The following is a 21,301-nucleotide window of genomic DNA, read 5'->3' on the forward strand; positions in this document are numbered from 1 at the left end:
ACCTGGCGAACGGCGAAGCGCTTGACGGTAGCAAGCACGGCTACACGCTGACCTTTGCCAAGGGCGATCTGCCGCCTGTGAACGCGTTCTGGTCGATCACCATGTATGAAGGCAAGACCCAGCTGCTGGTCGAGAACCCGATCAACCGCTACCTGGTCAACTCGCCGATGCTGCCGGGGATGAAGAAGAACGCGGACGGATCACTCACCCTCTACATCCAGAAGGATTCCCCGGGCAAGGACAAGGAGTCGAACTGGCTGCCCGCACCAGATGGTCCGATCTACATGGTGATGCGCCTGTATTGGCCAAGGACTGAGGCGCCGTCGATCCTGCCGGCCGGCAATGGCACGTGGCAGCCGCCGGCAATCGTGAAGGTCAAGTGACCAGCTAACAACCGGTTGCAGCGGACGGCGCTCCGCGCCGCCGCTGAACCGGAGCGTTAGGGGGACAGATGGACCCTCGTCACCTGCCCGTAGATAGTCGCCTGATTGGCCAGTGCGTCTTCTGTGGAGCCGACCCCGGCACGAGCGAGCATGTCCCCTCCAGGATCCTGTTGGACGATCCTCTGCCTAGGGATGCCCCGACGGTGGAGGCCTGCGCCGCCTGCAACGCTAGCTTCTCTTTGGACGAGGAGTACTTGGCATGCTTTCTGGAGTGTGTCTTCTGTGGCACCGCCGACGCGGCGGCCGTTTCGCGCGATAAGGTCTCCCGTGCGCTCTCGCACAACCCGCTGCTCGCTGCCCGGATCCGGCTCTCATTGCGAGAGGGTGACGATGGGTCGCTGGTCTGGTTGCCTGAAGAAAGTCGGGTGCGCAGGATCGCTGTAAAGCTTGCTCGGGGTCATGCAGCGTACGAGTTGAGCCTACCGCAGATCGAGGAGCCGATCGAAGTATCAATCCTTCCCTTTGTCGCAATGTCCGATTCAGTGCGTGCGAGCTTCGAGAACGCCGGTACCGGTGAATTTCGCGGGTGGCCGGAGATTGGAAGCCGCGCGTTCCACCGGGCAGCCGGGGCTCATCCCTACGCGACACAACCCGGCCCGTGGATCACCGTGCAGCAAGGGCGGTATCGTTACTCAGTCGATCAGCCCGGTGGCGTATGTGTTCGAATGGTCCTGAGCGAGTACCTTGCATGTACGGTCGAATGGGAGTGAGTACACCTCGATCGCGTTCGGCTTGCGCTGTCGCGAGGCGAACATCCGGCCGTCTATGGGGAGCGTCGGCGACGCCTACGACAACGCGATGGCGGAAAGCTTCTTCGCAACGCTCGAGTGTGAGCTGCTCGATCGCCGGCGCTTTGCCACCCAGACCGAGGCGCGCTTCGGTGTCCTCGACTGGATCGAGGCGTGGTACAATCCGCACCGACGACACTCGGCGCTCGGCTATCTCTCACCGATCGAGTTCGAACGAGCGCATCGTGACACAGGGAAGGGCGGGGGCTCCGCCCCCGCACCCCCGCAGAGGATTGAGGGCTGGATCTCAGAATCCGGAGGTCAGGAGAGTCCCGGTCTCGAAAGCGCGCAACTGTCCACCGAACCGGGGTAACTCCAGGTGCACGGCGGGCGGCAGGTGAGCCGCAAGCCGTTGGGCGGCGAGAAGACGGAGCTCACCTTCGCTATTCTGGACCCGGTCCCGAGGAGCGACGCCTTGCACAACGAGTTCACCGCAATCATCGAACGTGATGGCGATTGGTTCATCGCGTATTGCCCCGAGATTCCTGGAGCGAACGGTCAGGGTCGCACGCGCGAGGAGGCTCGAGAGAGTCTTGGAGGCGCGATCTCGCTGATCCTGACTGACCGAAGAGAAGACGCCCTTCGCGGAATTCCGTCGGACGCCGAAAAAGACACGGTGACGATCGAGTGAACCGGGGTGCCCTCCTTCGGCACCTTCGACGGCACGGCTGCTTCTTGAAGCGCGAGGGAGCCGCGCACTCGCTTTGGTGCAATCCAGCGACCGGAGTCGTCGAGGCCGTTCCGCGCCACACCGAGATCGCGAATCGATTGGCGCGAAAGATCTGCCGAAGCCTCTCCGTCCCGGAAATCGGTGGCTAGGTTCGCTCGCCGCCCAACACCTATGAGGCCCCCTCCCGTCAAAAGCGCTCTCCTCCGGCCGCGGTCCTGGGCCGCGGCATCCGGCTGTGATCTCGTCCTTTGCGCTCCAACTTCGCTTCACTCGTCGGTGCAGCATCCGCTGGACCCTGCACCCAACACCTATCGAGGCTCACGCCCGAGCGCAGTGCGATCGAGGCGGGGAGGCTCGTCGCGCCTCCACGTCCTAGAAGCTCATCCGTGCCCTCGTATCGGCCTCCTGAACCGCCCCGGGATTGCCGGAGGCTCCATTCGTTGGGAGGATGGAGTGATGGCAGCCCGAAGCAAGTATTCGCAGGAGGTCCGTGAGCGGGCGGTTCGGATGGTCTTCGAGCAGGAGGGTCGGTACGGCTCTCGCTGGGAGGCGGTCTGCTCGATCGCGGGGAAGATCGGTTGCTCGCCGGAGGCGCTGCGCAAGTGGGTGCAGCGAGCGGAGGTGGACAGCGGCAAGCGAGCTGGCGTGACGAGCGATGAGCGGGCGCGACTCAAGGAGCTCGAGCGCGAGGTGTTCGAGCTTCGGCGTGCGAACGAGATCCTGCGCAAGGCGTCCGCCTATTTCGCCCAGGCGGAGCTCGACCGCCGACCGAAGTGATGGTCCAGTTCATCGACGAGCATCGAGAGACGTACGGGGTCGAGCCGATCTGCGCGCAGCTGCCGATCGCTCCGTCGGTCTACTACGAGGCGAAGGCGCGGGAGAAGGATCCTGGCCGCAATCCAGCGCGGGTTGCGCGCGATGCCGAGCTTGCGAGGCGATCGAGCGGGTCTGGAAGGAGAACTTCGGAGTCTATGGAGCGCGGAAGGTGTGGCTGCAGCTGAAGCGAGAGGGCATTCGGGTGGCTCGTTGTACGGTGGCGCGCTTGATGCGCCGGATGGGCATCCGCGGCGTCGTCCGCGGGCGGAAGACCTGGACGACGATACCGGCCGATCTGGCCGAGCGGCCGCGCGATCTCGTGCAGCGTCAGTTCCAGGCGAGCGGCCCGAATCGGCTCTGGGTCGCGGACCTCACCTACGTCGTGACCTGGCGCGGATTCGTCTACGTGGCATTCGTCACCGATGTCTTCTCGCGCAAGATCGTCGGCTGGCGCGTGTCGCGCTCGCTGCGCAGCGATCTCGCGCTCGACGCTCTCGAGCAAGCGCTCCACGATCGCAAGGATCTCGAGAATCTCGTCCACCACAGCGATCGAGGGGTTCAGGATCTCTCGATCCGCTACACGGAGCGGCTCGCTGAGGCTGGAATCGAAGGATCTGTCGGCCGCATCGGCGACTCGTATGACAACGCCCTGGCCGAGACCATCAACGGCCTCTACAAGGCGGAGCTGATCCGCCCGAACGGGCCGTGGCGAGGCATCGAGGAGGTCGAGTTCGCCACGCTCGAATGGGTCGACTGGCTCAACGACCGGCGGCTCCTCAGCTCGATTGGAGACGTTCCGCCGGCAGAGTTCGAGAAGATGTATTGGTCTAGACAACAGAGTCAGATCACGGAGGTCGGACTCAACTAACCAAGCCTCCGGAGAACCCGGGGCGGTTCAATGGAACTCTACGACTCGATCGGCCACCGGTATGGCGAACGGCGGAGGCAAGACCCTCGGATCGCCGAGCGAATCACCTGGGCCCTGGGGAGGTCCGAGAGCGTCGTGAACGTCGGCGCAGGCACGGGCTCCTACGAGCCGCGCGACCGCAAGCTCATCGCGGTAGAGCCATCCATGGTGATGATTCGCCAGCGGTCCCCCGATGCGTCGCCAGCGATGCGTGCCTCAGCAACGAACCTCCCCTTCCGTGACGAGAGCTTCGACGCGTCGCTTGCGGTCCTCACACTCCACCATTGGCCCGACCTCTCGCACGGCATCGACGAACTGCGCCGCGTTGCCCGGAGGACCGTCGTCATCCTCACTTTCGACACGTCCGTGGGTGGTTTCTGGCTCACGGACTACTTCCCCGAGATCTTGGAGGTGGATCGCCGTACGATGCCGTCGCTGTCGGCAGTCCAGCAGCATCTCGGCACGTCGAGGGTCTTCGATGTTCCCATTCCGCATGACTGCACGGACGGCTTTCTCGGAGCGTACTGGCGGCGTCCGCATGCATATCTCGACGCTGGCGTTCGATCGGCGATCTCGGTCTTCTCCCGGATCGAAAGCCTGGAACCCGGCCTCTCCAAGCTTCGAGCGGATCTCGAGTCGGGTGCTTGGCGCCGTCGATACGGCCACGCCCTCGATCGCTCTGAGCTCGATCTGGGGTATCGCCTGGTGGTTGCGTAGTCGTACGCTTCCTGAGTTCCCCGAACTTGTCATTCGAGAAGTCATCGTCCGGCCGTATCGCTTCTTCTACCGCGTCAGCGGAGACTTCGTGTGGGTTGTGTCGGTCTGGCATGGGGCACAGGTACCAGGGAAGCCGAGGCCAGGAACACGCCGTCCAACAAAGGCTGCACCTGACGCGGGCGGCTCAGTCGCCGCGCACCGCGGCCAGGAACGGCGGGCGCTCGCCGCCGCCGTCGAGGAGGAGGACGGCGCCGCTCACGTAGCTGGCGAGCGGTGAGGCGAGGAACAGGCACGCGTCGGCGACGTCGCGCGGGGTTCCGAGGCGGCCGAGCGGCACGGTGGCGGCGACGCGCGTCTGGGCGGCGGCGTCGCCGTAGTGGAGCTCCACCTGCTCGGTGCGGATCATCCCGGCGGCGACGGCGTTGACGCGCACCTTCGGCGCCCACTCCATGGCGAGCGTGCGCGTGAGCGAGAGGAGCCCCGCCTTGGCGGCGCCGTAGGCCGCGGTGCCGGGCGAAGGCCGCAGCGCCGACACGCTCGCGACGTTGACGATCGCGCCCCCTTCGGGCTGCTCCTGCATCCGCGCGTTGGCCTGCTGCGCGAAGTGGAGGGGCGCCATCAGGTTGAGCGCCACGATCTTCTCCGAGAAGCGGGGCGAGGCGGTGGCGGCGGGCGCTGCGGGCGAGCCGCCGGCGTTGTTCACGAGCAGGTCGAGGCGCCCGAAGCGCTCGTGCGCGAAGGCGATCACGCGCGCGATCTGCTCCGTCTCGCGGACGTCGGCCGCGACGAAGGACGCACGCCGGCCACCCATCGCGGGCAGCGCCTCGGGCTGGCTGCGCCCGCAGACCACGACCTCGGCGCCGGCCTCGAGGAGGCGCTCGCTGATCCCGCGCCCGACGCCGCGCGCGCCGCCGGTCACGATGGCGACCCGGCCGGCGAGGTCGATCGCGATCGTCACGCGCGGGGGTCCCGCGGGCTCACGCCGGCGCTCCGAGCCCGATCGCCCCGGCGATGCGCTCGCGGTGCCAGGCCGGGGTCCCGAGCCACGCCTCCATCGAGCGCGCGCGCTTGAGATGGAGGTGGACGTCGTACTCCCAGGTGAAGCCGACCCCGCCGTGGACCTGGAGCGCGTCGGCCGCGCAGCGGAAGTAGGCCTCGGAGCACCAGGCCTTGGCGAGCGAGGCGGTGCGGGCGAGGTCGTCGTGCCCCTCGGCGGCGGCGCAGCCGGCGTAGTAGGCGGCCGAGCGCGCGGTCTCGACCTGCACCATCAGGTCGGCGCACTTGTGCTTGATCGCCTGGAAGGAGCCGATCGGGCGCCCGAACTGCACGCGCTCCTTCGCGTAGGCGACGGCCAGGTCGAGGCAGCGCTGCGCGCCGCCGGTCTGCTCGGCGGCGAGCGCCACGGCCGCGAGGTCGAGCGCGCGCGCGAGGAGCGCCGCCCCCTCGTCCTCGGCGCCCACGAGCGCCGCCGCCGGGACGCGCACGTCGCGCAGCTCGAGGGCCGCGAAGCGGCGCGTCTGGTCCATGGTCGCGAGCGCGCGCCGCTCGACACCCGGTGTCGCGGCCGGCAGCGCGAAGAGCGCGCGCGGACCGCCGGCCGTCGCGCTCTCGGCCGCCACGATCACGAGCTCCGCCGCGGCGCCGTCGAGCACGAAGCCCGCGCGGCCCGCGAGCACGAAGCCCCCGCCCTCGCGCCGCCAGCGGACCGCATCCGCTCCCGGCCCGCTGCGATCGGCCGCGGCGCCCGGCGCGAGGGTCGCGATCGTCCGGCCCTCCGCGATCGCCGGCAGCCAGGTGCGCGCCGCGGCGCCGTCCGGCGCGCCGAGCAGCGCCGGCGCCGCCAGGCACAGCGAGGCGAAGAAGGGCGCGGCGAGCAGCGCCTCGCCCATCGGCTCGAGCAGGGCCACCAGCTCGACCATGCCGAGCCCGGCGCCCCCCAGCTCCTCCGGGATCGCGACGCCGGTCCAGCCGAGCTCGCCGCCGAGGCGCTTCCAGACCTCCGGCTCGTAGCCCGCCTCGCTCGCCATCGCGCGCCGCACCGCCTCCGAGGAGGCGTGCTCGGCCAGGAAGGCGCGCGCCTGCGCGCGCAGCTCCTCCTGCTCCTCGGTGAACGCGAAGTGCATGCGTCCGTCCGTCCTAGGTGCCGTAGACCTTCTGCGCGGGCACGGCCTTGCGGCGCAGCTCGTGCACGGCGGCGCCGATCTCGTCGGGCTCCCAGCGCGCGCCCTTGTCGAGCTCGGGGCCCGTGCGCCAGCCGTCGGCCAGGCTGATCTTCCCGCCCGCCACCTCGAAGGTGCAGCCGCTCACGTCGCGCGACTCGGCGCTGCCGAGCCAGACGACCAGCGGCGACACGTTCGCGGGGTCCATCGCGTCGAAGCCCGTCTCGGGCTTCTTCATCATGTCGGCGAAGACGCCCTCGGTCATGCGCGTACGCGCCGAGGGCGCGATCGCGTTCGCCGTGATCCCGTAGCGCGCGAGCTCCACCGCCTGGATCAGGGTGAGCGCCGCGATCCCCGCCTTGGCGGCCGCGTACGCGCTCTGCCCGACGCTCCCCTGGAGCCCCGCGCCGCTGCTCGTGTTGACGATCCGCGCGTCCACGGCCCGCCCCGCCTTCGACTCGGCGCGCCAGTGGTCGCAGGCGTGGCGCGTGAGGCAGAAGTGGCCCTTCAGGTGCACGCGCAGGACCGCGTCCCACTCCTCCTCGCTGCACGAGACGAACATCCGGTCGCGCACGAAGCCGGCGTTGTTCACGACCACGTCGAGGCGCCCGAAGGCGTCGAGCGCGGCGCGCACGAGCCGCCCGGTCTGCTCCCAGTCGGCGACGTCGGCACCGTCGGCGATCGCCTGGCCGCCGGCGGCCCGGATCTCCTCGACCACCTCCGCGGCCGGACCCGTGCCCCCGCCGCGCCCGTCGTTCTCGACGCCGAGGTCGTTCACCACCACCTGCGCGCCGGCGCGCGCGAAGGCGAGCGCGTGGGCGCGCCCGAGGCCGCGCCCCGCACCGGTCACGATCACCACGCGCCCGTCGCAGATCCCCGCCATCAGCCGAGCCGCTCCAGGATCGTGACGTTCGCCTGGCCGCCGCCCTCGCACATGGTCTGGAGGCCGTAGCGGCCTCCGGTGCGCTCGAGCTCGTTCAGCAGGGTCGCCATGAGGCGCGTGCCGGTCGCGCCGATCGGGTGGCCGAGCGCGATCGCGCCGCCGTTCGGGTTCACGCGCGCCATGTCGGGATCGAGCTCCTTCTGCCAGGCGAGCACCACCGACGCGAAGGCCTCGTTGATCTCGATGGCGTCCATGTCGCTGATCTTCATGCCGGTCTTCTCGAGGGCGTAGCGGGTCGCCGGGATCGGCGCGGTCAGCATGAGGATGGGGTCGTCGGCGCGCACGCTGATGTGATGCACGCGCGCCCGCGGGCGCAGGCCGTGGGTCTTCAGCGCGCGCTCGCTCGCCACCAGCATCGCCGAGGCGCCGTCCGAGATCTGGCTCGACACCGCGGCCGTGAGCCGCCCGCCGGGCGAGAGCGGCTGGAGCTTCGCCATCCGCTCGAGGCTCGTGTCGCGGCGCGGGCCTTCGTCGGCGCGCACGTCGCCGAGCGGGACGATCTCGTTCCCGAAACGGCCCTCGTCGGTCGCGCGGATCGCGCGCTGGTGGCTCTCGAGGGCGAAGGCCTCCATGTCCTCGCGCGTGATGCCCCACTTCTCGGCGATCTTCTCGGCGCCGCTGAACTGCGACACCTCACCCGGGCCGTAGCGGGCCACCCAGCCCTGCGAGGTCGAGAAGGGGTCCGGGAAGCCGAGCGGCTGGGCGAGGGTCATCGCCGAGGAGATCGGGATCGCGCTCATGTTCTGCACGCCGCCGGCCACGATCAGGTCGGCGGTGCCGCTCAGCACGCCCTGCGCGGCGAAGTGCAGCGCCTGCTGCGAGGAGCCGCACTGGCGGTCGATCGTGACGCCGGGCACGTGCTCGGGCAGCCCGGCCGCGAGCCAGCAGGTGCGCGCGATGTCGCCCGACTGGGGCCCGATCGTGTCGCAGCAGCCGAAGACCACGTCCTCGACGGCGCCGGGGTCCACGCCCGTGCGGGCCATCAGGGCCCGGAGCACGTGCGCGCCGAGGTCGGCGGAGTGGACCTGCGAGAGCCCGCCGCCGCGCTTGCCGACCGGCGTCCGCACCGCGTCGATGATGTACGCCTCCGCCATCACGATCCTCCTTCGAAGGTCCGGCCGGGTCCGATCGGCGCGCCGTCCGCCAGGACGAAGTCCGACACGCGCGCCAGGTGGAGCGGGGGGTCTCCCCACTCGAGCGCGAGCGACCACGCGCGCCGCATCCACAGGTGCAGGTCCTGCTCCCACGTGTAGCCGATCGCGCCGTGCGCCTGGAGCGAGCGGCGCGCCGCCAGCGCGGCGGCCTCGCCGGCCGCGAGCTTCGCGTGCGAGACGTCGACCGGGCGGCTCGCCGCGCCGGTCGCGACCGCCCAGGCCGCCTTGTAGACCACCGGCCGCGCGTACTCGACGCGCACCTTGGCGTCGGCGAGCTGGTGCTGGACGGCCTGGAACGAGCCGATCGGGCGCCCGAACTGCTCGCGCTGGCTCGCGTAGGCGACCGCGAGCTCGAGCATGCGGTCCGCCGCGCCGAGCGCCTGCGCCGCGGCGGCCAGCGCGCCGCGGTCGAAGGCGGCGGCGAGCAGGCGCTCGGCCTCCGCGCCCGACGCCACGCGCGTTCCCGCGCCGGGCTCCCATTCGACGCCGTGGAGCCGCCGGCCCGGGTCGCTCGCCGGCTGGTGCACGAGGCGCACCGCCGCGCGCTCGACGGCGTGGAGCTCCGGGCCGCGCGCGAGGAGCAGCAGATCGGCCAGGTGCGCGTCGGTCACGAAGGGGTTCGCGGGGTGCCCGACGACCGCGATCGCGCGGCCCGCGCCGAGGGCCGCGAGCCAGCGCTCGGCCGTCGCGCCGCCGAGCTCGCGCACGAGCGGCGCCGCCACCGCCGCGCACGCCGCCACCGGGCCGGGGAGCGCCGCGCGCCCCACCTCCTCGAGGAGCAGGACCAGGTCGCGCTCGTCGAGCCCCATGCCGCCCTGCGCCTCGGGGACGAGAGCGCCCAGCACGCCGAGCTCCGCGAGCTGGGCCCAGAGGCCGGGCGCGTGGCCGCGCGCGTCGGCCCACAGCGCGCGCACGACCTCGGGCGTGCACTCCTTGCGCAGGAACTCGCGGACGGCGCCCTGCAGGAGCTGCTGGTCGTCGCTGAAGGCGAAGCGCACCTCAGCCGCTCCGCGGCAGGCCGAGGATGCGCTCGGCGATCAGGTTGCGCTGGATCTCGTTGGTGCCGGCGTAGATCGGCCCCGAGAGCGAGAAGAGATAGCCGTCGAGCCAGTCCCCGACGCCCGCGGCGGCGGGCGCCTCCGGGAGCAGGTCCGCGCGATGGCCGAGCAGGCGCAGGGCGGTCTCGTGCATGCGCACGTCGAGCTCGGACCAGAAGATCTTGTTGAGGCTCGCCTCGAAGCCGATCTTCCCGCCCGCGAGCAGCCGCGACACCGTGCGGTAGGTCTCGAGCGTGTAGGCCTCGGCGTCCATCCAGCAGCGCACGACCTCCTCGCGCAGCGCCTCGCTGGCCGTCGCGGGGTTCGCGCGGCACAGCTCGACGAGCCGGCGCGCGGTGCTCTGGAAGCGCGCGGGGCTGCGCAGCATGAGCCCGCGCTCGAAGCCGGCGGTCGCCATCGCCACCTTCCAGCCCTCGCCCTCGCCGGCCAGCCGGTTCGCCACCGGCACGCGGGCGTCGTCGAAGAACACCTCGGCGAAGCCGGTCTCGCCGTCGAGCTGCGCGATCGGGCGCACCGTCACGCCGGGGGTGTCGAGGGGCACGAGCAGGAAGGAGAGGCCCTTGTGGCGCTCGCTCGCCGGGTCGGTGCGGAACATCCCGAAGAGCCAGTCGGCGAAGGCGCCGCGCGAGGCCCAGGTCTTCTGGCCGCGCAGGACGTAGTGGTCGCCGTCGCGGCGCGCGCTCGCCTGGATCGCGGCCATGTCGGAGCCCGCGTTGGGCTCCGACCAGCCCTGGGCCCAGACGTCCTCGCTGGAGGCGATCCGGGGCAGGAAGCGCGCCTTCTGCTCGGGCGTGCCGAACTCCATGATCGTCGGGCCGAGCAGGAAGATCCCGTTCTGGTTGATCCGCTTCGGGGCGCCCGCCCGGTAGTACTCCTCCTCGAAGATCAGCCACTCGAGGAGGTCCGCGCCGCGGCCGCCGTACTCGACCGGCCAGGGCACCATCGCCCAGCCCCCGGCGTGCAGGCGCTTCTCCCAGGCGCGGTGCTCGGCCGCGCCCTCGGCGGTGTCGAAGCTGCCGAGCGGCGCGGGCGGCACGTTGGCCTCGAGCCAGGCGCGCGCCTCGGCCCGGAAGGCCTGCTGGGCGGGGGTGTAGACCAGCTCCATCGGGCCCAACGATAAACGATACGGGTCGTATCGTAAACAGGCGTCTCCGGGCCCGGAGGCCGACGCCCACCGACGAGGCCGAAGGACCGGCCCCGTTCAGGCGCGGCGGCGGAGGGCCAGGGCGGCCAGGGCGGCGGCCAGCAGCGGTCCGGCCCCCGGCTCCGGCACGAAGCTCACCCGCAGCGGGTAGAGCGCCTGCGCCGTCGAGCCGTTGTCGTCGGCCGCGAGGAGCAGGCTCCAGCTCCCGTCGTCGAGGCGGGGGCCGAGCGCCAGGCCTTCGAAGTTCGCGGCCTGGGCGGTGGGGCCCGAGGCCCAGAGGAGCGTCTTCGCCACCGGCGCGAAGGAGGCGCCGGCGAGGGCGGCGAGCGCGCTCGTGTCGGACGCGCCGGCGAAGTCGACCTGGTAGATCCGCGCCTGGAAGAGGATCGAGCTCAGGCTGCGCTCCATCACCAGGAGCTCCCCGCTCGGGAGCACGAGGAGATCGACGACGCCGCTCGTCTCGTAGCCCCCGATCGCAGCGCCGGGGATGGGATCTGCGGAATAGGCCCACTGCCCGTCCGGAAGGCCGGCGGCGTCGAAGCGCTGCAGGCGGACGACGCTGCCGGCGGCGAACGAGGTCACGGGCCCGTCGGAGAGCAGCGCGTCCTCGTTGGCGGTCCACAACGCCCCGGACGCGGGATCGCGCGCCAGCGACTCGAAGCTGCGGTTGGCGCGCACCCCCGCGAAGACCGGGGGGATCGCGAGCGACGAGAGCAGGGCTCCCGACACCGGATCGTGACGGCGGATCGCGGGCCCGACCTCGTCGCTCGCGTAGACGCTCCCGGTCGAGGGATCCCAGGCGACGCCCTCGAGGTCGACGCCGCCCGCGAGCGTGACGGACGGGCTCGCGGCGGCGCCGGTCACGGCGCCGGTCGCCGGGTCGACGCCGATCGCGAGCGGAACCAGCGGGGCCCCGGTGTCGCCGACCGCCAGGTACTGGTCGCCGGCGACGCGGGCGAGCCCCGAGAGCTCCCAGGGGCCGCCGGTGAAGGCGAAGGGCCCGAAGCCGGGGTCCGTGATCGAGGCCGCCGCGCCCGGCCGGGCCGGCGCAAGGAGCGCTCCGAGAGCGGCGGCGAGGAGCAGGAGCCGGCGGGGGGAAGGGCAGCGGGGGTCCATGCAGGGGGCGATTCTGCCACAGGCGCCGACGCGCGGCGCGCCGGGGCGGGCGAGCCCCTCCCGCGACGGCCCGGGCGCGGCCGTGCCGGCGCGGCCGGCCCCGGCCCCGGGGCTCAGCGCGGGGGCTCGAACTTCGCCTCGCGCTTCTCGACGAAGGCGTCGCGCGCCTCCTGCGAGTCCGGCGAGGTGTAGAGCTCGAGCGTGAAGCCCTGCTCGAAGCGGTAGCTCTTCTTGATGTCGAGGGTCTCGATGCCGTTCAGCGACCACTTGGCGAGCCGCATCGCCTTCGGGCTCTTGCCGGCGATCTTCGCCGCGAGCGCGCGGGCGGCCGCGCGCAGCCCGGCGCGCGGCACCACGGCCTCGAGCCCGCCGCAGCGGTAGGCCTCGGCGGCCGGGATCGGCTCGCCGGTGTAGAGCATGCGCCGGGTCTTCTGCATGCCGAAGAGGCGCATCAGGTGGGTGGCCGCGCCGAGCGCGCCGCGGTCGATCTCGGGGAGCCCGAAGCTCGCGTCCTCCGAGGCGATCACCACGTCCGAGGCGCCCGCGATCCCGATCCCGCCGCCCAGGCAGAAGCCGTGCACCGCGCTGATCACCGGCACCGCGCAGTCGTAGATGGCGGCGAAGGCGTCGTAGCAGCCGCGGTTCACGGCGACGATCTTCGTGCCGTCGGCCGCCAGCTCCTTCACGTCGACGCCCGCGCAGAAGCCGCGCCCCTCGGCGGCGATCACCACCACCCGGACCGCCTCGTCGCGGCCGAGCCCGGCCACCGTCTCGGCGAGCGTCGCCCAGCCGCGCGAGTCGAGGGCGTTGACCGGCGGGTGGTTCAGGAGCAGCAGGGCGATGCCGTCCTCGACCTGGACCTCGATCGACACGGAAGTCCTCCTAGCCGCCCGCGAGCGCGGCGAGCGTCCGTTCCGCCTCGCGCACGATGCGCTCCACCAGCTCCGCGCAGGTGGGCACGTCGTCGATCGCGCCGGCCACGGTGCCGGACGGCAGGTAGCCGTGCACGGGGTCGCCGTCGCTCATGGCGGTGCGGGCCAGGATCGGCGCGTTGGCGGCCATCAGCATCTGGCTGCGCGTGAGCCGCTCGTGCCGGCGCATGGCGAAGCCGGCGGCCAGGAGCTCGCGGAGCGAGGCGCCCGTCTCGCGGCGCAGGGCGAGCGCGCTGCGCAGGGCGAGCGCGAGCCCGCCCACGCGGCCGGTCGCCTCGAGGCGCCGGACCAGCTCGTTGCGCACCACGCGCTGGGGCAGGCCGTCGATCTCGCGGGTCACGATCACGTCGTCCACCGCGGCGTCGAGGTAGCGCCGCTTCGTCGCCTCGGGCACGGGGCTCTCGGCGGTCAGCAGGAAGCGCGTGCCCATCGCGACGCCCGCCGCGCCGAAGGCGAGCGCCGCCACCAGCCCGCGCCCGTCGCGGAAGCCGCCCGCCGCGATCACGGGCACCCGCACGCGATCGACCGTCTGCGAGACCAGCAGCGAGGTCGGGACACTCCCGGTGTGCCCGCCGCCCTCCCCGCCCTGCACGACGATCGCGTCGGCACCGAGCTTCTCGGCCTTCTCGGCGTGCTTCGGGTGCCCGCAGGTGGGCACGCAGGCGACCCCGGCCTCCTTGAGCCGCGCGATCCGCTTCGCGTCGGGCGCGCGGTTGTAGCCCGCCGCACGCACGCCGTGGCGCACGATCGCCTCGGCGATCACGTCGGCGCCCGGTGCGTCCATCAGGAAGTTCACGCCGAAGGGCCGGTCGGTGAGCGCGCGCGTCCGCACGATCGCGTCGCCGACCTCGTCGGGCGGGATCGTCGCCGCCGCCAGGAAACCGAAGCCGCCCGCGTTGCAGACCGCGGCCACCAGCTCCGGCGTCGCCACCCAGCCCATGCCGGTCTGCACGATCGGCACCGGCATCCCGAGCAGGTCGCAGAGCGGCGTGTGGAGGGCGGGGTGCATGGCTAGGACGGGACTTCGCGCTCGCGCAGGCCCTCGGGGTCGATCCGCTCGCGGATCAGGCGCAGCTCGTCGGCGCTCGGCGCGCGCGTCTCGGCGAGCTCGTCGGCGACGGCCAGCTCGAAGCCGCTGGCGGCGCGCACCTCGTCGAGCGAGACGCCCGGGTGCAGGGAGACCAGCCGCATGCGGCGGTCGGGCGTCGCGAAGTCGAAGACGCCGAGGTTCGAGACGACGCGGCGGATCTCGTGGAAGCGCTGCGCCGAGGGGCCGGCGGCCGCCGCGCGGTCGTAGCCGACCCCGGACACCACGTCCACGGTCTCGACGAACACCTTGGGCGTCTGCGCGGGCACCCAGTAGCTGGTCGGGTGGCTCACCGTGTTGCCGGGCGCGCCGCGCATGCCGAGGAGCTGCGCCTTCGGCTTCGCGTGCGGCCCGATGCAGGCGAAGTTGTGGTTGCCGAAGCGGTCGATCTGGCTCGCGATCATGATCACGTGCCGGCGCCCGGACCAGAGCAGGTCGAAGACCGAGCGGAACGGGAGCCAGCCTTCGGCGACGGGCGCGCTGCTGGCGCCCGGACCCGACACGGGAACGACGTCGGCGGCCAGGCTCGCGATCCCGTCGGTCATCATCAGGTCCGGCTCGAAGGTGAGCCGCGCGAGCCGCGCGCCGATCGCCGGGATCGTGCCGAAGCAGGACGCCAGGATCTCGCCGTCGCCGCGGAAGCACTCGGCGACCGCGACGGCGCAGACCTCGGCGCGCGTGGGCCCCGGGCTCGCGGCGGCGGCCGTCACTTCCCCCTCCAGGCCCGCAGCGCCTCGCGGTACTCGTCCTCGCCGGCGAGGTCGAGGAAGCGCGCGCGGAACGCGGTCCAGGCCTCCTCGCCCTTCGCCGCGGCCGCGTACTCGCGCTGGAAGGCCTCGTCGCGCCCGTAGTCGGGGGGGCACTCGGTGAAGTGCGCGCCGCCGGGGGTCTCGACGACGCCGTCCACGAGCCCGCGATGGATGCGCAGCGTGTGGAGGGAGCCGGACTTCGCGAAATCGGCGGTCTCGACGAGCTGCTCGCAGGAGACGAAGCGCCGGCGGGCCGCGCCCAGGAAGAGGTCGTCGAAGTAGAGGTCGGGGCCCAGGTACTGGGCGTTGCCGCGGGCGTCGGCGCGGTTCTGGTGCACGATCGCGACGTCGAGCGGGAGCGCGGGCATCGCCACGAGCTCCTCGCCGTCCGCGTAGGGCGAGCGCACCGTCCGCAGCTCCGGGTGCAGGCGCAGCACGTCGGAGCCGAGCCCCGCGCGCGTCGGCAGGAAGGGCAGCCGGATCGAGGCCGCGTAGAGCCCGAGCTGGAACATGCCCTCGTCGAACTCGACGGCCTCGATGGCGCCGGTCTCGCGGGCGCGCCGGAAGTGCGGGTCGAGCGGGATCGAGTCGAGCGAGACGAAGCCGTAGACGAGCTTGCGGACCTTCCCGGCGGCGCAGAGGAGCCCCACGTCCGGGCCGCCGTAGGACACGACGGTCAGGTCCTTCACCGGCGAGCGCAGGATCTCGCGCACCAGCGCCATCGGCTTGCGCCGCGAGCCCCAGCCGCCGATCCCGAGCGTCATCCCGTCGCGCAGCTCGGCCACGACGGCGGCGGCGGTGGTGCGCTTGTCCATCGACCCTCCCGCGGAGCCAGGCCGGGACGATAAACGATACGCAGCGTTCCGGAAAGCGGGCCGCGGGGGGCCGCGAGCGCCGGGCGCGGCCACCCGCTAAGGTGCGGCCGCTCGCAAGCCGATGCCGGCGACGAAGGTTCGCCGACGGGCCATGCCACCCAGTGACCACGTCACCAGGATGGCGAGGCCAGATCGGCCCCAGCAAGGCTTTCTCCGATCCGATCTCCTCGAGCCCCGACCCGGCCCATCCTGCCGGTCCCCCTTCGGGCCCCTCTTCCGGTCGATCGTTCCGTGGAATGCCGACGGACCCGGCGCCTCGAGCGCCGCCGGTCCGCGATCCGGGTGCCGCACGCGCCGGCCGGGTGGCCGGCGCGCAAGCCACCCCTGCAGCCTCGAACGGCTGCTCTCGAAAGAAGGACATCCTTGATCCGTTTCGAATCCCTTTCCCTCGACGCCGCGCTGCTCTCGGCGGTGCGCGACGCGGGCTACACCACGCCGACCGCCATCCAGGCGCAGGCGATCCCGCTGGTGCTCGCCGGCCGCGACGTGCTCGGCTGCGCCCAGACCGGCACCGGCAAGACGGCGGCCTTCGCCCTGCCGATCGTGCAGCGGCTGGCGGCCGCCCTCCCCGGTGCGGGCGCACGCCCGATCCGCGCCCTCGTGCTCTCGCCGACCCGCGAGCTGGCGACCCAGATCGGCGACGCCTTCGCCGCCTTCGGCGACCGCCTCGGCATCCGCCATGCGGTCGTGTATGGAGGCGTCTCGGACGCCCCCCAGCGGCGCGCGCTGCGGCGCGGGGCCGACGTGCTGGTGGCGACTCCCGGCCGCCTCGAGGATCTCGCCGGAGATCGCGAGGTCGACCTGCGCCGGGTCGAGGTGGTCGTGCTCGACGAGGCCGATCGCATGCTCGACCAGGGCTTCTGGCCCGCGGTGCGCCGCATCCTCGCCACGACCCCCCGCGCGCGCCAGACCCTGCTCTTCTCGGCGACCATGCCCGACGAGGTCCGCCGCCTCGCCGGCTCGCTGCAGCGCGATCCGGCCGAGATCCGGGTCGCTCCGGTGGCGACCCCGGCCGAGCGCGTCGAGCAGGCCGTCTTCTTCGTCGCGAAGCCCGACAAGCGCGAGCTGCTGGCCCACCTGCTCGCCGATCCCGCGGTGACCCGCGCGCTGGTCTTCACCCGCACCAAGCGGGGCGCGGACCGGATCGCGAAGCACCTGAGCGCCGGCGAGCCGGTGCACGCGATCCACGGCAACCGCTCCCAGGCCCAGCGCGAGCGCGCGCTCGAGAGCTTCCGGCGCGGGACGACGCGGGTGCTGGTGGCCACGGACCTGGCCGCCCGCGGCATCGACGTGGACGGCATCTCCCACGTCATCAACTTCGAGCTGCCCGACGACTCGGAGAGCTACGTGCACCGGATCGGCCGCACCGGGCGGGCGTCCGCCTCTGGTGTCGCCTACACGCTCTGCGACGCCGACGAGCGGCCCCAGCTCGCGCGCATCGAGCGGCTGATGCGGCAGGCGATCCCGGTACGCCACGAGCACCCCTGTGCGGGCCGCGCCGCCGGGAGCGCGCCCGCCCCCGCGAGGGGCCGCGGGCGGCCGCCGCGGCACCGCGGGCGCCCCGCCTTCGCCGTCGCGGAGCGCGGGCGCTAGCCGAGCGGCCGTCCGGGTCGCGGCCACCGCCGGGCAAGGAGCTCGGCGCCGGCCGCCGCGGCGGCGAGCAGCGCCACCGTCGCCGCGGCGTCGGCCGTGCCGCGCACCTCGAGGCGCGGCCATCCCCCGAGCGGGACCGTGAGGATCGGCAGCGCGAAGCAGGCCGAGAGGACGGCGGCGAGGGCGAGCGTTCCCCAGGCGGTGGCCTCGGTCCCGCGCCGGCGTCGCCAGAGCCGGCAGGCCGCGCCGGTCGCGATCAGCGCCGGGAGGACGCCGCGCGCGAACACGACCGCGGCGTGCACGGCGAGGCCGACCGCCTGATCGAGCGCGACGGGGCGCGACCAGCCCCCCGCCACGCCGAGCACGGCGCCGAGCAGGAGGTAGGCGAGCGTCGTTCCGACGAGCGCGTAGAGAGCCGCCAGCAGGAGCCGGATCAGCGCCGCCTCCGAAGCCTCGCGAGCAGCGGGAGGAGGAGGGCGAGCTCGGCGCCCAGGCCACAGCTCCCCTTCTCGCCGACGTCGTGCCAGGCCTTGGCGCAGTTCGGGTCGGGCACGGCGCCGCCGGCGCCGCCGTCCCAGTCGATCTTCCCGTCGCCGTCGTCGTCGAGATCGTTGTCGCAGGACGGATTCTCGCGGGTCGCGGCGGCGTTCTTGCAGCCCGGGTCGGCGAGATCCACGAGCCCGTCGCCGTCGCTGTCGATCCCGTCCGCGCAGGCGACCGGCAGCGTGCTCACCACGCGGAGCTGGAGCGTCCCGCCGAAGATCCCGCTGCGCACCACCGTGCGCGCGCCGGTGCCCGGGTCGACCTGGGCGACGAGGCCGCCGCTGCACGCACCCTCCGCGTCGCAGGTGCCGGAGTCGGCGACGTAGACCGCGCCCCCGGCGCCGACCGCGACGCTCTCGGGCCGGATCCAGGCCGCACCGGTGGAGAGCGCCGTCACCGCCCCGCTCGGCACGTCGATGCGGAAGACGCCTTCGCCGAGGGTGTAGTGGGTCCCGACCGCGAGCAGGCTGCTCGCCGACTCGCGGGCGAGGTCGCGCCAGAAGTGGGTGAGGTAGCCGGGGGTCACCTTCGCAACGCTCGGCGGCGGGGCCAGCTCGGCGCGGAAGACGCCGTCGCCGAGCAGCCCGACGCCGATCGTGTAGGCGGTGTCGTCGTCCTCGAGCACGAGCGAGTAGCCGAGGAAGATGTGGAGCTGGCCGGGGTTGCCGCCCACGGGCACTGTGAGCGGCGTCGTCGTGGTGCCCGTGCCGTTCGGGTTCCAGGTGACGCGATGGATGCCCGCCAGATCGAGCGCGAGCAGGTCGCCGGTCGAGGTGGCCACGAGCGGCAGTCCGCCGCCGGAGACGAAGCCGCCGCTGCTGCGGCGCGACTGCGCGCCGGTCGCGAGCGCCACCTCGAAGAGGCCCGCCGGGCTCGACAGCACGAGCCTGCCGTCCGGCCGCTGCGTGAGCCCTTCGGGCTGGACGAGCTGCGCGCCCTCGGAGAGCACCTGCTCGGCGCCGCTCACCGGGTCGATCGCGTAGAGCCGGGCCTGCGCGCGGTCCGCCACCAGGAGGTCGCCCACGGCGAGCTGCGCGGGCGCTTCGACGCTGTAGAGCGCGCCGGGGCACTGCGCGTCGGCCGGGAAGTCGGCCGCGAGGTCGCCGTCGTTGTCCACGCCGTCGCTGCACTCGGGGGCCTCGGCCACGTCGGCGCTGCTGCGGCAGCGCGGGTAGGCGGCGGGGTAGTCGGTGCGGCCGTCGCCGTCGTTGTCGACGAAGTCGAAGCAGGCGGGATCCTCGGACGCGTCGCTCGCGCTCGTGCAGTCGGGGTCGGCGGGGAAGTCGACGAGCCCGTCGCGGTCGTTGTCGGCGCCGTCGCCGCAGTCGAGGCCTTCGCTCGTGTCGCTCGCCGCGAGGCAGCCGGCGTCCGCGAGATCGATCGCGAGGTCCGAGTCGTTGTCGGTGCCGTCGTTGCAGGCAGGCACCTCGCTCTGGGACGCGGAGGTCTTGCAGCCCGGATCGGCCGGGTGGTCGAGGAGGCCGTCGCCGTCGTCGTCGATGCCGTTGCCACAGTCGGCGAGCTCGCTCAGGTCGGCGGCGCTCGTACAGTCGGGGTCGGAGGGGAAGTCGACCGGCCCGTCGCCGTCGTTGTCGAGACCGTCGGCGCAGTCGGCCTCCTCGGAGCGATCCCCGGGCGCGGTGCACTCCGGATCGGCGGGGTAGTCGACGAGCAGGTCTCCGTCGCCGTCGACGCCGTCGTTGCAGTCCGTGGGCGAGAGGATCGCAACGAAGCCTTCGGGGTCGCCCGCCGGGTTGGTCCCCGCGCCGACCACGGTGAACTCACCGAAGGCATTCACGCCGGAGATGCCGGTCGCCTCGTGGAGCTGCCAGCCGCCGAGCTCGAGGCCGTACTCGTCCGCCAGCACCTGCGCGAGCGAGCGCATGCCGTTCGTGGCATCCCACAGGAAGGCGACGTCCTCGCCTGCGAGGTTCCTCGTGGTGCCGACGACCAGGCTGCCGTCGGGCGTGACGTCGAGCGCCTGGCCGCGCGCGCTCGTCTGGCCCGGCAACGCGCCGAGGAGCTGGATCACGCCGTAGCTGCCCCCCGTCCAGCGCACCGGCTCCGGAGCGCTCGTGCTCCCGGGAGCGGTGTTGGCCTCGCCCACGATCGTCGTGGCGTCGTCGGAGATCGCGAGCGCGCTCGTGCGATAGGCCGCGCCGGGGACGCCCGGCAGGCCGTGCATCGAGCCGTTCCAGTAGAAGCCGGTCGGGCCCGCCGTGGCGTCGGTGTCGCCGACGATCACCGAGCCGCTCGTCGTGGCGTCCTGCGCCATCCCGGCCTGGCCACCACCCGGCAGATCCCCGAGATCGCTGATCCCGGTGCCCCCGCCGGCCCAGCGCGCGGCGTTGACGCGCGCCGAGCCGAAGAGCGGCACCTCGAGCCCCGACCCGACCACCACGAGGCCGTTGCCGGAGATCCCCTCGCCGGTGGCGGCGCCGCTGCAGAGCGAGCAGAAGAAGACGCCGAGCGTCTGGAAGCCGCCCGCCTCGGTCCAGCGGAACGCACGGCCGCCGTTGTTCGTGGTGGCAGTGCCGGCGATCACGGCGCCGTTCGCCGACACGCCGTTCGCCCGGCTGAAGGGAACGTCGGCGGCCGGCTGTCCGAGGCCCTGGAGGCCGCCCGCCTCCGTCCAACGCACCGCCTGGGTGCCCGTGGCTCCTTCCGCGTACCCCACGACGGTCGTGGCGTCGGTCGAGACCGCGGTGGCCGTGCTCCCGGCGCTGCCGCCGGGCAGATCGCCCAGCCCGTAGAAGGCGGGAGCGTTCTGCCCGGCGGCGGCGTGCGGCAGGGCCAGCGCCGCGCACAGCGCGACCCAGCGGGAGACCCTCATCGCCGGCGTCCGTGGCGCCTAGGGAAGACCCGCGATGTAGGCGACGCAGTCGTCCAGCAGCGGGTCGACCGGCGGCGTGTCGGTGCTGGCCAGGGTCAGCGTGCCCGTCACGTGGACCGTCCCGAGCACCGGTACGGGCCCGAAGGTCGCATCGACGTCCTGGCTGATGGCGAGGCCCCCACCGGTGCCGCCCATGATCGCGAGCATGTCGCTCAGGCTGATCGGGACGACGGCCGCGATCTCCTGGGTGAAGGCCTGCGGGCCGCCGAGCATGGCGTTGAAGGTCGGGTCCGTGAGGCCGAGCCGGGTGTTCAGCGACATCTCGAAGGCCGCCGTCCCGAGCAGCAGGTTGAAGGCCGCGGAGCCCGAGCTGGGCACTGCCGGATCCTGGAAGACGCAGACGGTCCCGGTGTTGACCAGCCCCCCGAAGACCGGGATGGCCGTACCGGCGATCAGGACGTCGTCGATCTGGATGTCGGCCGGGAGCGCCTGGCCCACCATCGCGCCGAGCAGCCGGAGCAACCCGAGATCGGCCACGATCGTGGTCTCGACGCCGCCGACGAGCGAGGTGCTCGCCGGACCTTCCGGCAACACGAGCGACAGCTCGCTCGGCTGCTCGAGCGCGAGATCGACGGGAATCGAGACGTCACCGCAGCCCGAGCCGAGCCCGATGAAGGCCAGCAGGGCGGCGAAACCGTACAAGGGGCGCACGCGTCGCATCTACGTTGTCCTCCGAAGGGTCGAAAGGCTTCCCCGCCGGCCCTTCTACTGCGA

The 21,301-nt window shown here is 72.7% G+C and carries 20 protein-coding genes, 2 pseudogenes and 1 other annotated feature; of the genes and pseudogenes, 8 read left to right on the top strand and 14 right to left on the bottom strand.

The genetic code is table 11. The annotated features are described in order from the left end of the window. From OZ948_16990 to OZ948_17020, 7 genes and pseudogenes are all read left to right on the top strand, one after another. The coding region (locus OZ948_16990; protein ID MEB2346424.1) for a DUF1214 domain-containing protein at nt 1–383 on the top strand (383 nt) is incomplete at its 5' end. Nucleotides 384–622: 239 nt separating this feature from the next. Then, nucleotides 623–1,153 (top strand): hypothetical protein, encoded by a 531-nt coding sequence (locus OZ948_16995; GenBank protein ID MEB2346425.1) that lies wholly within the window; start codon nt 623–625, stop codon nt 1,151–1,153. After that, nucleotides 1,146–1,409 (top strand): annotated as a pseudogene (locus OZ948_17000) (integrase core domain-containing protein). The gene OZ948_16995 and the pseudogene OZ948_17000 overlap by 8 nt, the downstream one beginning before the upstream one ends. 237 nt (nt 1,410–1,646) lie before the next feature. Next, nucleotides 1,647–1,862: a type II toxin-antitoxin system HicB family antitoxin gene (locus tag OZ948_17005; GenBank protein MEB2346426.1), complete on the top strand. Its 216-nt coding sequence runs from the start codon at nt 1,647–1,649 to the stop codon at nt 1,860–1,862. After that, nucleotides 1,859–2,050: an addiction module toxin, HicA family gene (locus OZ948_17010; GenBank protein MEB2346427.1), complete on the top strand. Its 192-nt coding sequence runs from the start codon at nt 1,859–1,861 to the stop codon at nt 2,048–2,050. Before OZ948_17005 ends, OZ948_17010 begins: the two co-directional genes overlap by 4 nt. A 307-nt stretch (nt 2,051–2,357) precedes the next feature. Beyond that, nucleotides 2,358–3,585 (top strand): annotated as a pseudogene (locus OZ948_17015) (IS3 family transposase). Further along, nucleotides 2,636–2,752: a sequence feature (AL1L pseudoknot), on the top strand. (Overlaps the previous pseudogene by 117 nt.) Nucleotides 3,586–3,615: 30 nt before the next feature. Further along, entirely contained in the window at nt 3,616–4,341 is a 726-nt protein-coding gene (locus tag OZ948_17020) for a class I SAM-dependent methyltransferase (GenBank protein MEB2346428.1), read from the top strand. Between the two features lie 184 nt (nt 4,342–4,525). Here the strand turns inward: OZ948_17020 and OZ948_17025 are convergent, their stop codons facing one another. The 11 genes from OZ948_17025 to OZ948_17075 all read right to left on the bottom strand — a co-directional run bounded on the left by OZ948_17025 (nt 4,526) and on the right by OZ948_17075 (nt 15,498). After that, nucleotides 4,526–5,299, bottom strand: coding sequence for an SDR family oxidoreductase (locus tag OZ948_17025; protein MEB2346429.1), 774 nt, complete (start codon nt 5,297–5,299; stop codon nt 4,526–4,528). 19 nt (nt 5,300–5,318) lie between these two features. Beyond that, nucleotides 5,319–6,464, bottom strand: a complete 1,146-nt coding sequence (locus tag OZ948_17030) for an acyl-CoA/acyl-ACP dehydrogenase (GenBank protein ID MEB2346430.1) — start codon at nt 6,462–6,464, stop codon at nt 5,319–5,321. Between the two features lie 13 nt (nt 6,465–6,477). Next, nucleotides 6,478–7,383, bottom strand: coding sequence for an SDR family oxidoreductase (locus OZ948_17035; protein MEB2346431.1), 906 nt, complete (start codon nt 7,381–7,383; stop codon nt 6,478–6,480). Continuing rightward, entirely contained in the window at nt 7,383–8,537 is a 1,155-nt protein-coding gene (locus OZ948_17040; GenBank protein MEB2346432.1) for an acetyl-CoA C-acetyltransferase, read from the bottom strand. Before OZ948_17040 ends, OZ948_17035 begins: the two co-directional genes overlap by 1 nt. Beyond that, nucleotides 8,537–9,595: an acyl-CoA/acyl-ACP dehydrogenase gene (locus tag OZ948_17045; GenBank protein MEB2346433.1), complete on the bottom strand. Its 1,059-nt coding sequence runs from the start codon at nt 9,593–9,595 to the stop codon at nt 8,537–8,539. Before OZ948_17045 ends, OZ948_17040 begins: the two co-directional genes overlap by 1 nt. 1 nt (nt 9,596) lies before the next feature. Next, nucleotides 9,597–10,760, bottom strand: a complete 1,164-nt coding sequence (locus tag OZ948_17050) for an acyl-CoA dehydrogenase (GenBank protein MEB2346434.1) — start codon at nt 10,758–10,760, stop codon at nt 9,597–9,599. A gap of 96 nt (nt 10,761–10,856) precedes the next feature. Further along, entirely contained in the window at nt 10,857–11,915 is a 1,059-nt protein-coding gene (locus tag OZ948_17055; protein MEB2346435.1) for an esterase-like activity of phytase family protein, read from the bottom strand. Between the two features lie 113 nt (nt 11,916–12,028). After that, a complete protein-coding gene (locus tag OZ948_17060) occupies nt 12,029–12,787 on the bottom strand; it encodes an enoyl-CoA hydratase family protein (GenBank protein ID MEB2346436.1) in 759 nt (252 codons plus the stop codon). A gap of 10 nt (nt 12,788–12,797) precedes the next feature. Then, nucleotides 12,798–13,856 (bottom strand): nitronate monooxygenase, encoded by a 1,059-nt coding sequence (locus tag OZ948_17065; GenBank protein ID MEB2346437.1) that lies wholly within the window; start codon nt 13,854–13,856, stop codon nt 12,798–12,800. A 2-nt stretch (nt 13,857–13,858) separates the two neighbouring features. After that, a complete protein-coding gene (locus OZ948_17070; GenBank protein ID MEB2346438.1) occupies nt 13,859–14,644 on the bottom strand; it encodes a CoA-transferase in 786 nt (261 codons plus the stop codon). Next, on the bottom strand, nt 14,641–15,498 hold the full coding sequence (locus OZ948_17075) for an acyl CoA--acetate/3-ketoacid CoA transferase subunit alpha (protein ID MEB2346439.1): 858 nt from the start codon (nt 15,496–15,498) through the stop codon (nt 14,641–14,643). Before OZ948_17075 ends, OZ948_17070 begins: the two co-directional genes overlap by 4 nt. A 423-nt stretch (nt 15,499–15,921) precedes the next feature. Here OZ948_17075 and OZ948_17080 point away from each other — a divergent pair, with 423 nt between their 5' ends. Next, nucleotides 15,922–17,151 (top strand): DEAD/DEAH box helicase, encoded by a 1,230-nt coding sequence (locus OZ948_17080; protein MEB2346440.1) that lies wholly within the window; start codon nt 15,922–15,924, stop codon nt 17,149–17,151. Here the strand turns inward: OZ948_17080 and OZ948_17085 are convergent. The 3 genes from OZ948_17085 to OZ948_17095 all read right to left on the bottom strand — a co-directional run bounded on the left by OZ948_17085 (nt 17,148) and on the right by OZ948_17095 (nt 21,247). Next, nucleotides 17,148–17,516, bottom strand: a complete 369-nt coding sequence (locus OZ948_17085) for a hypothetical protein (protein MEB2346441.1) — start codon at nt 17,514–17,516, stop codon at nt 17,148–17,150. The genes OZ948_17080 and OZ948_17085 overlap by 4 nt on opposite strands. Nucleotides 17,517–17,584: 68 nt before the next feature. After that, the gene (locus OZ948_17090) at nt 17,585–20,527 is read right to left on the bottom strand and encodes a hypothetical protein (GenBank protein ID MEB2346442.1); all 2,943 of its coding nucleotides are present in this window, start codon (nt 20,525–20,527) and stop codon (nt 17,585–17,587) included. A gap of 18 nt (nt 20,528–20,545) precedes the next feature. Then, nucleotides 20,546–21,247: a hypothetical protein gene (locus tag OZ948_17095; GenBank protein ID MEB2346443.1), complete on the bottom strand. Its 702-nt coding sequence runs from the start codon at nt 21,245–21,247 to the stop codon at nt 20,546–20,548. Nucleotides 21,248–21,301: the final 54 nt, after the last annotated feature.

This window comes from Deltaproteobacteria bacterium, assembly GCA_035063765.1.
Classification (GTDB): domain Bacteria; phylum Myxococcota_A; class UBA9160; order UBA9160; family PR03; genus CAADGG01.

What these genes read in the sequence shown, in the direction of transcription:
- OZ948_17035 (MEB2346431.1), bottom strand. Translation starts at nt 7,383, where the DNA reads ATGGCGGGGATCTGCGACGGGCGCGTGGTGATCGTGACCGGTGCGGGG.
- OZ948_17020 (MEB2346428.1), top strand. Translation starts at nt 3,616, where the DNA reads ATGGAACTCTACGACTCGATCGGCCACCGGTATGGCGAACGGCGGAGG.
- OZ948_17050 (MEB2346434.1), bottom strand. Translation starts at nt 10,760, where the DNA reads ATGGAGCTGGTCTACACCCCCGCCCAGCAGGCCTTCCGGGCCGAGGCG.
- OZ948_17095 (MEB2346443.1), bottom strand. Translation starts at nt 21,247, where the DNA reads ATGCGACGCGTGCGCCCCTTGTACGGTTTCGCCGCCCTGCTGGCCTTC.
- OZ948_17090 (MEB2346442.1), bottom strand. Translation starts at nt 20,527, where the DNA reads ATGAGGGTCTCCCGCTGGGTCGCGCTGTGCGCGGCGCTGGCCCTGCCG.
- OZ948_17040 (MEB2346432.1), bottom strand. Translation starts at nt 8,537, where the DNA reads ATGGCGGAGGCGTACATCATCGACGCGGTGCGGACGCCGGTCGGCAAG.
- OZ948_17055 (MEB2346435.1), bottom strand. Translation starts at nt 11,915, where the DNA reads ATGGACCCCCGCTGCCCTTCCCCCCGCCGGCTCCTGCTCCTCGCCGCC.
- OZ948_17030 (MEB2346430.1), bottom strand. Translation starts at nt 6,464, where the DNA reads ATGCACTTCGCGTTCACCGAGGAGCAGGAGGAGCTGCGCGCGCAGGCG.
- OZ948_17075 (MEB2346439.1), bottom strand. Translation starts at nt 15,498, where the DNA reads ATGGACAAGCGCACCACCGCCGCCGCCGTCGTGGCCGAGCTGCGCGAC.
- OZ948_17065 (MEB2346437.1), bottom strand. Translation starts at nt 13,856, where the DNA reads ATGCACCCCGCCCTCCACACGCCGCTCTGCGACCTGCTCGGGATGCCG.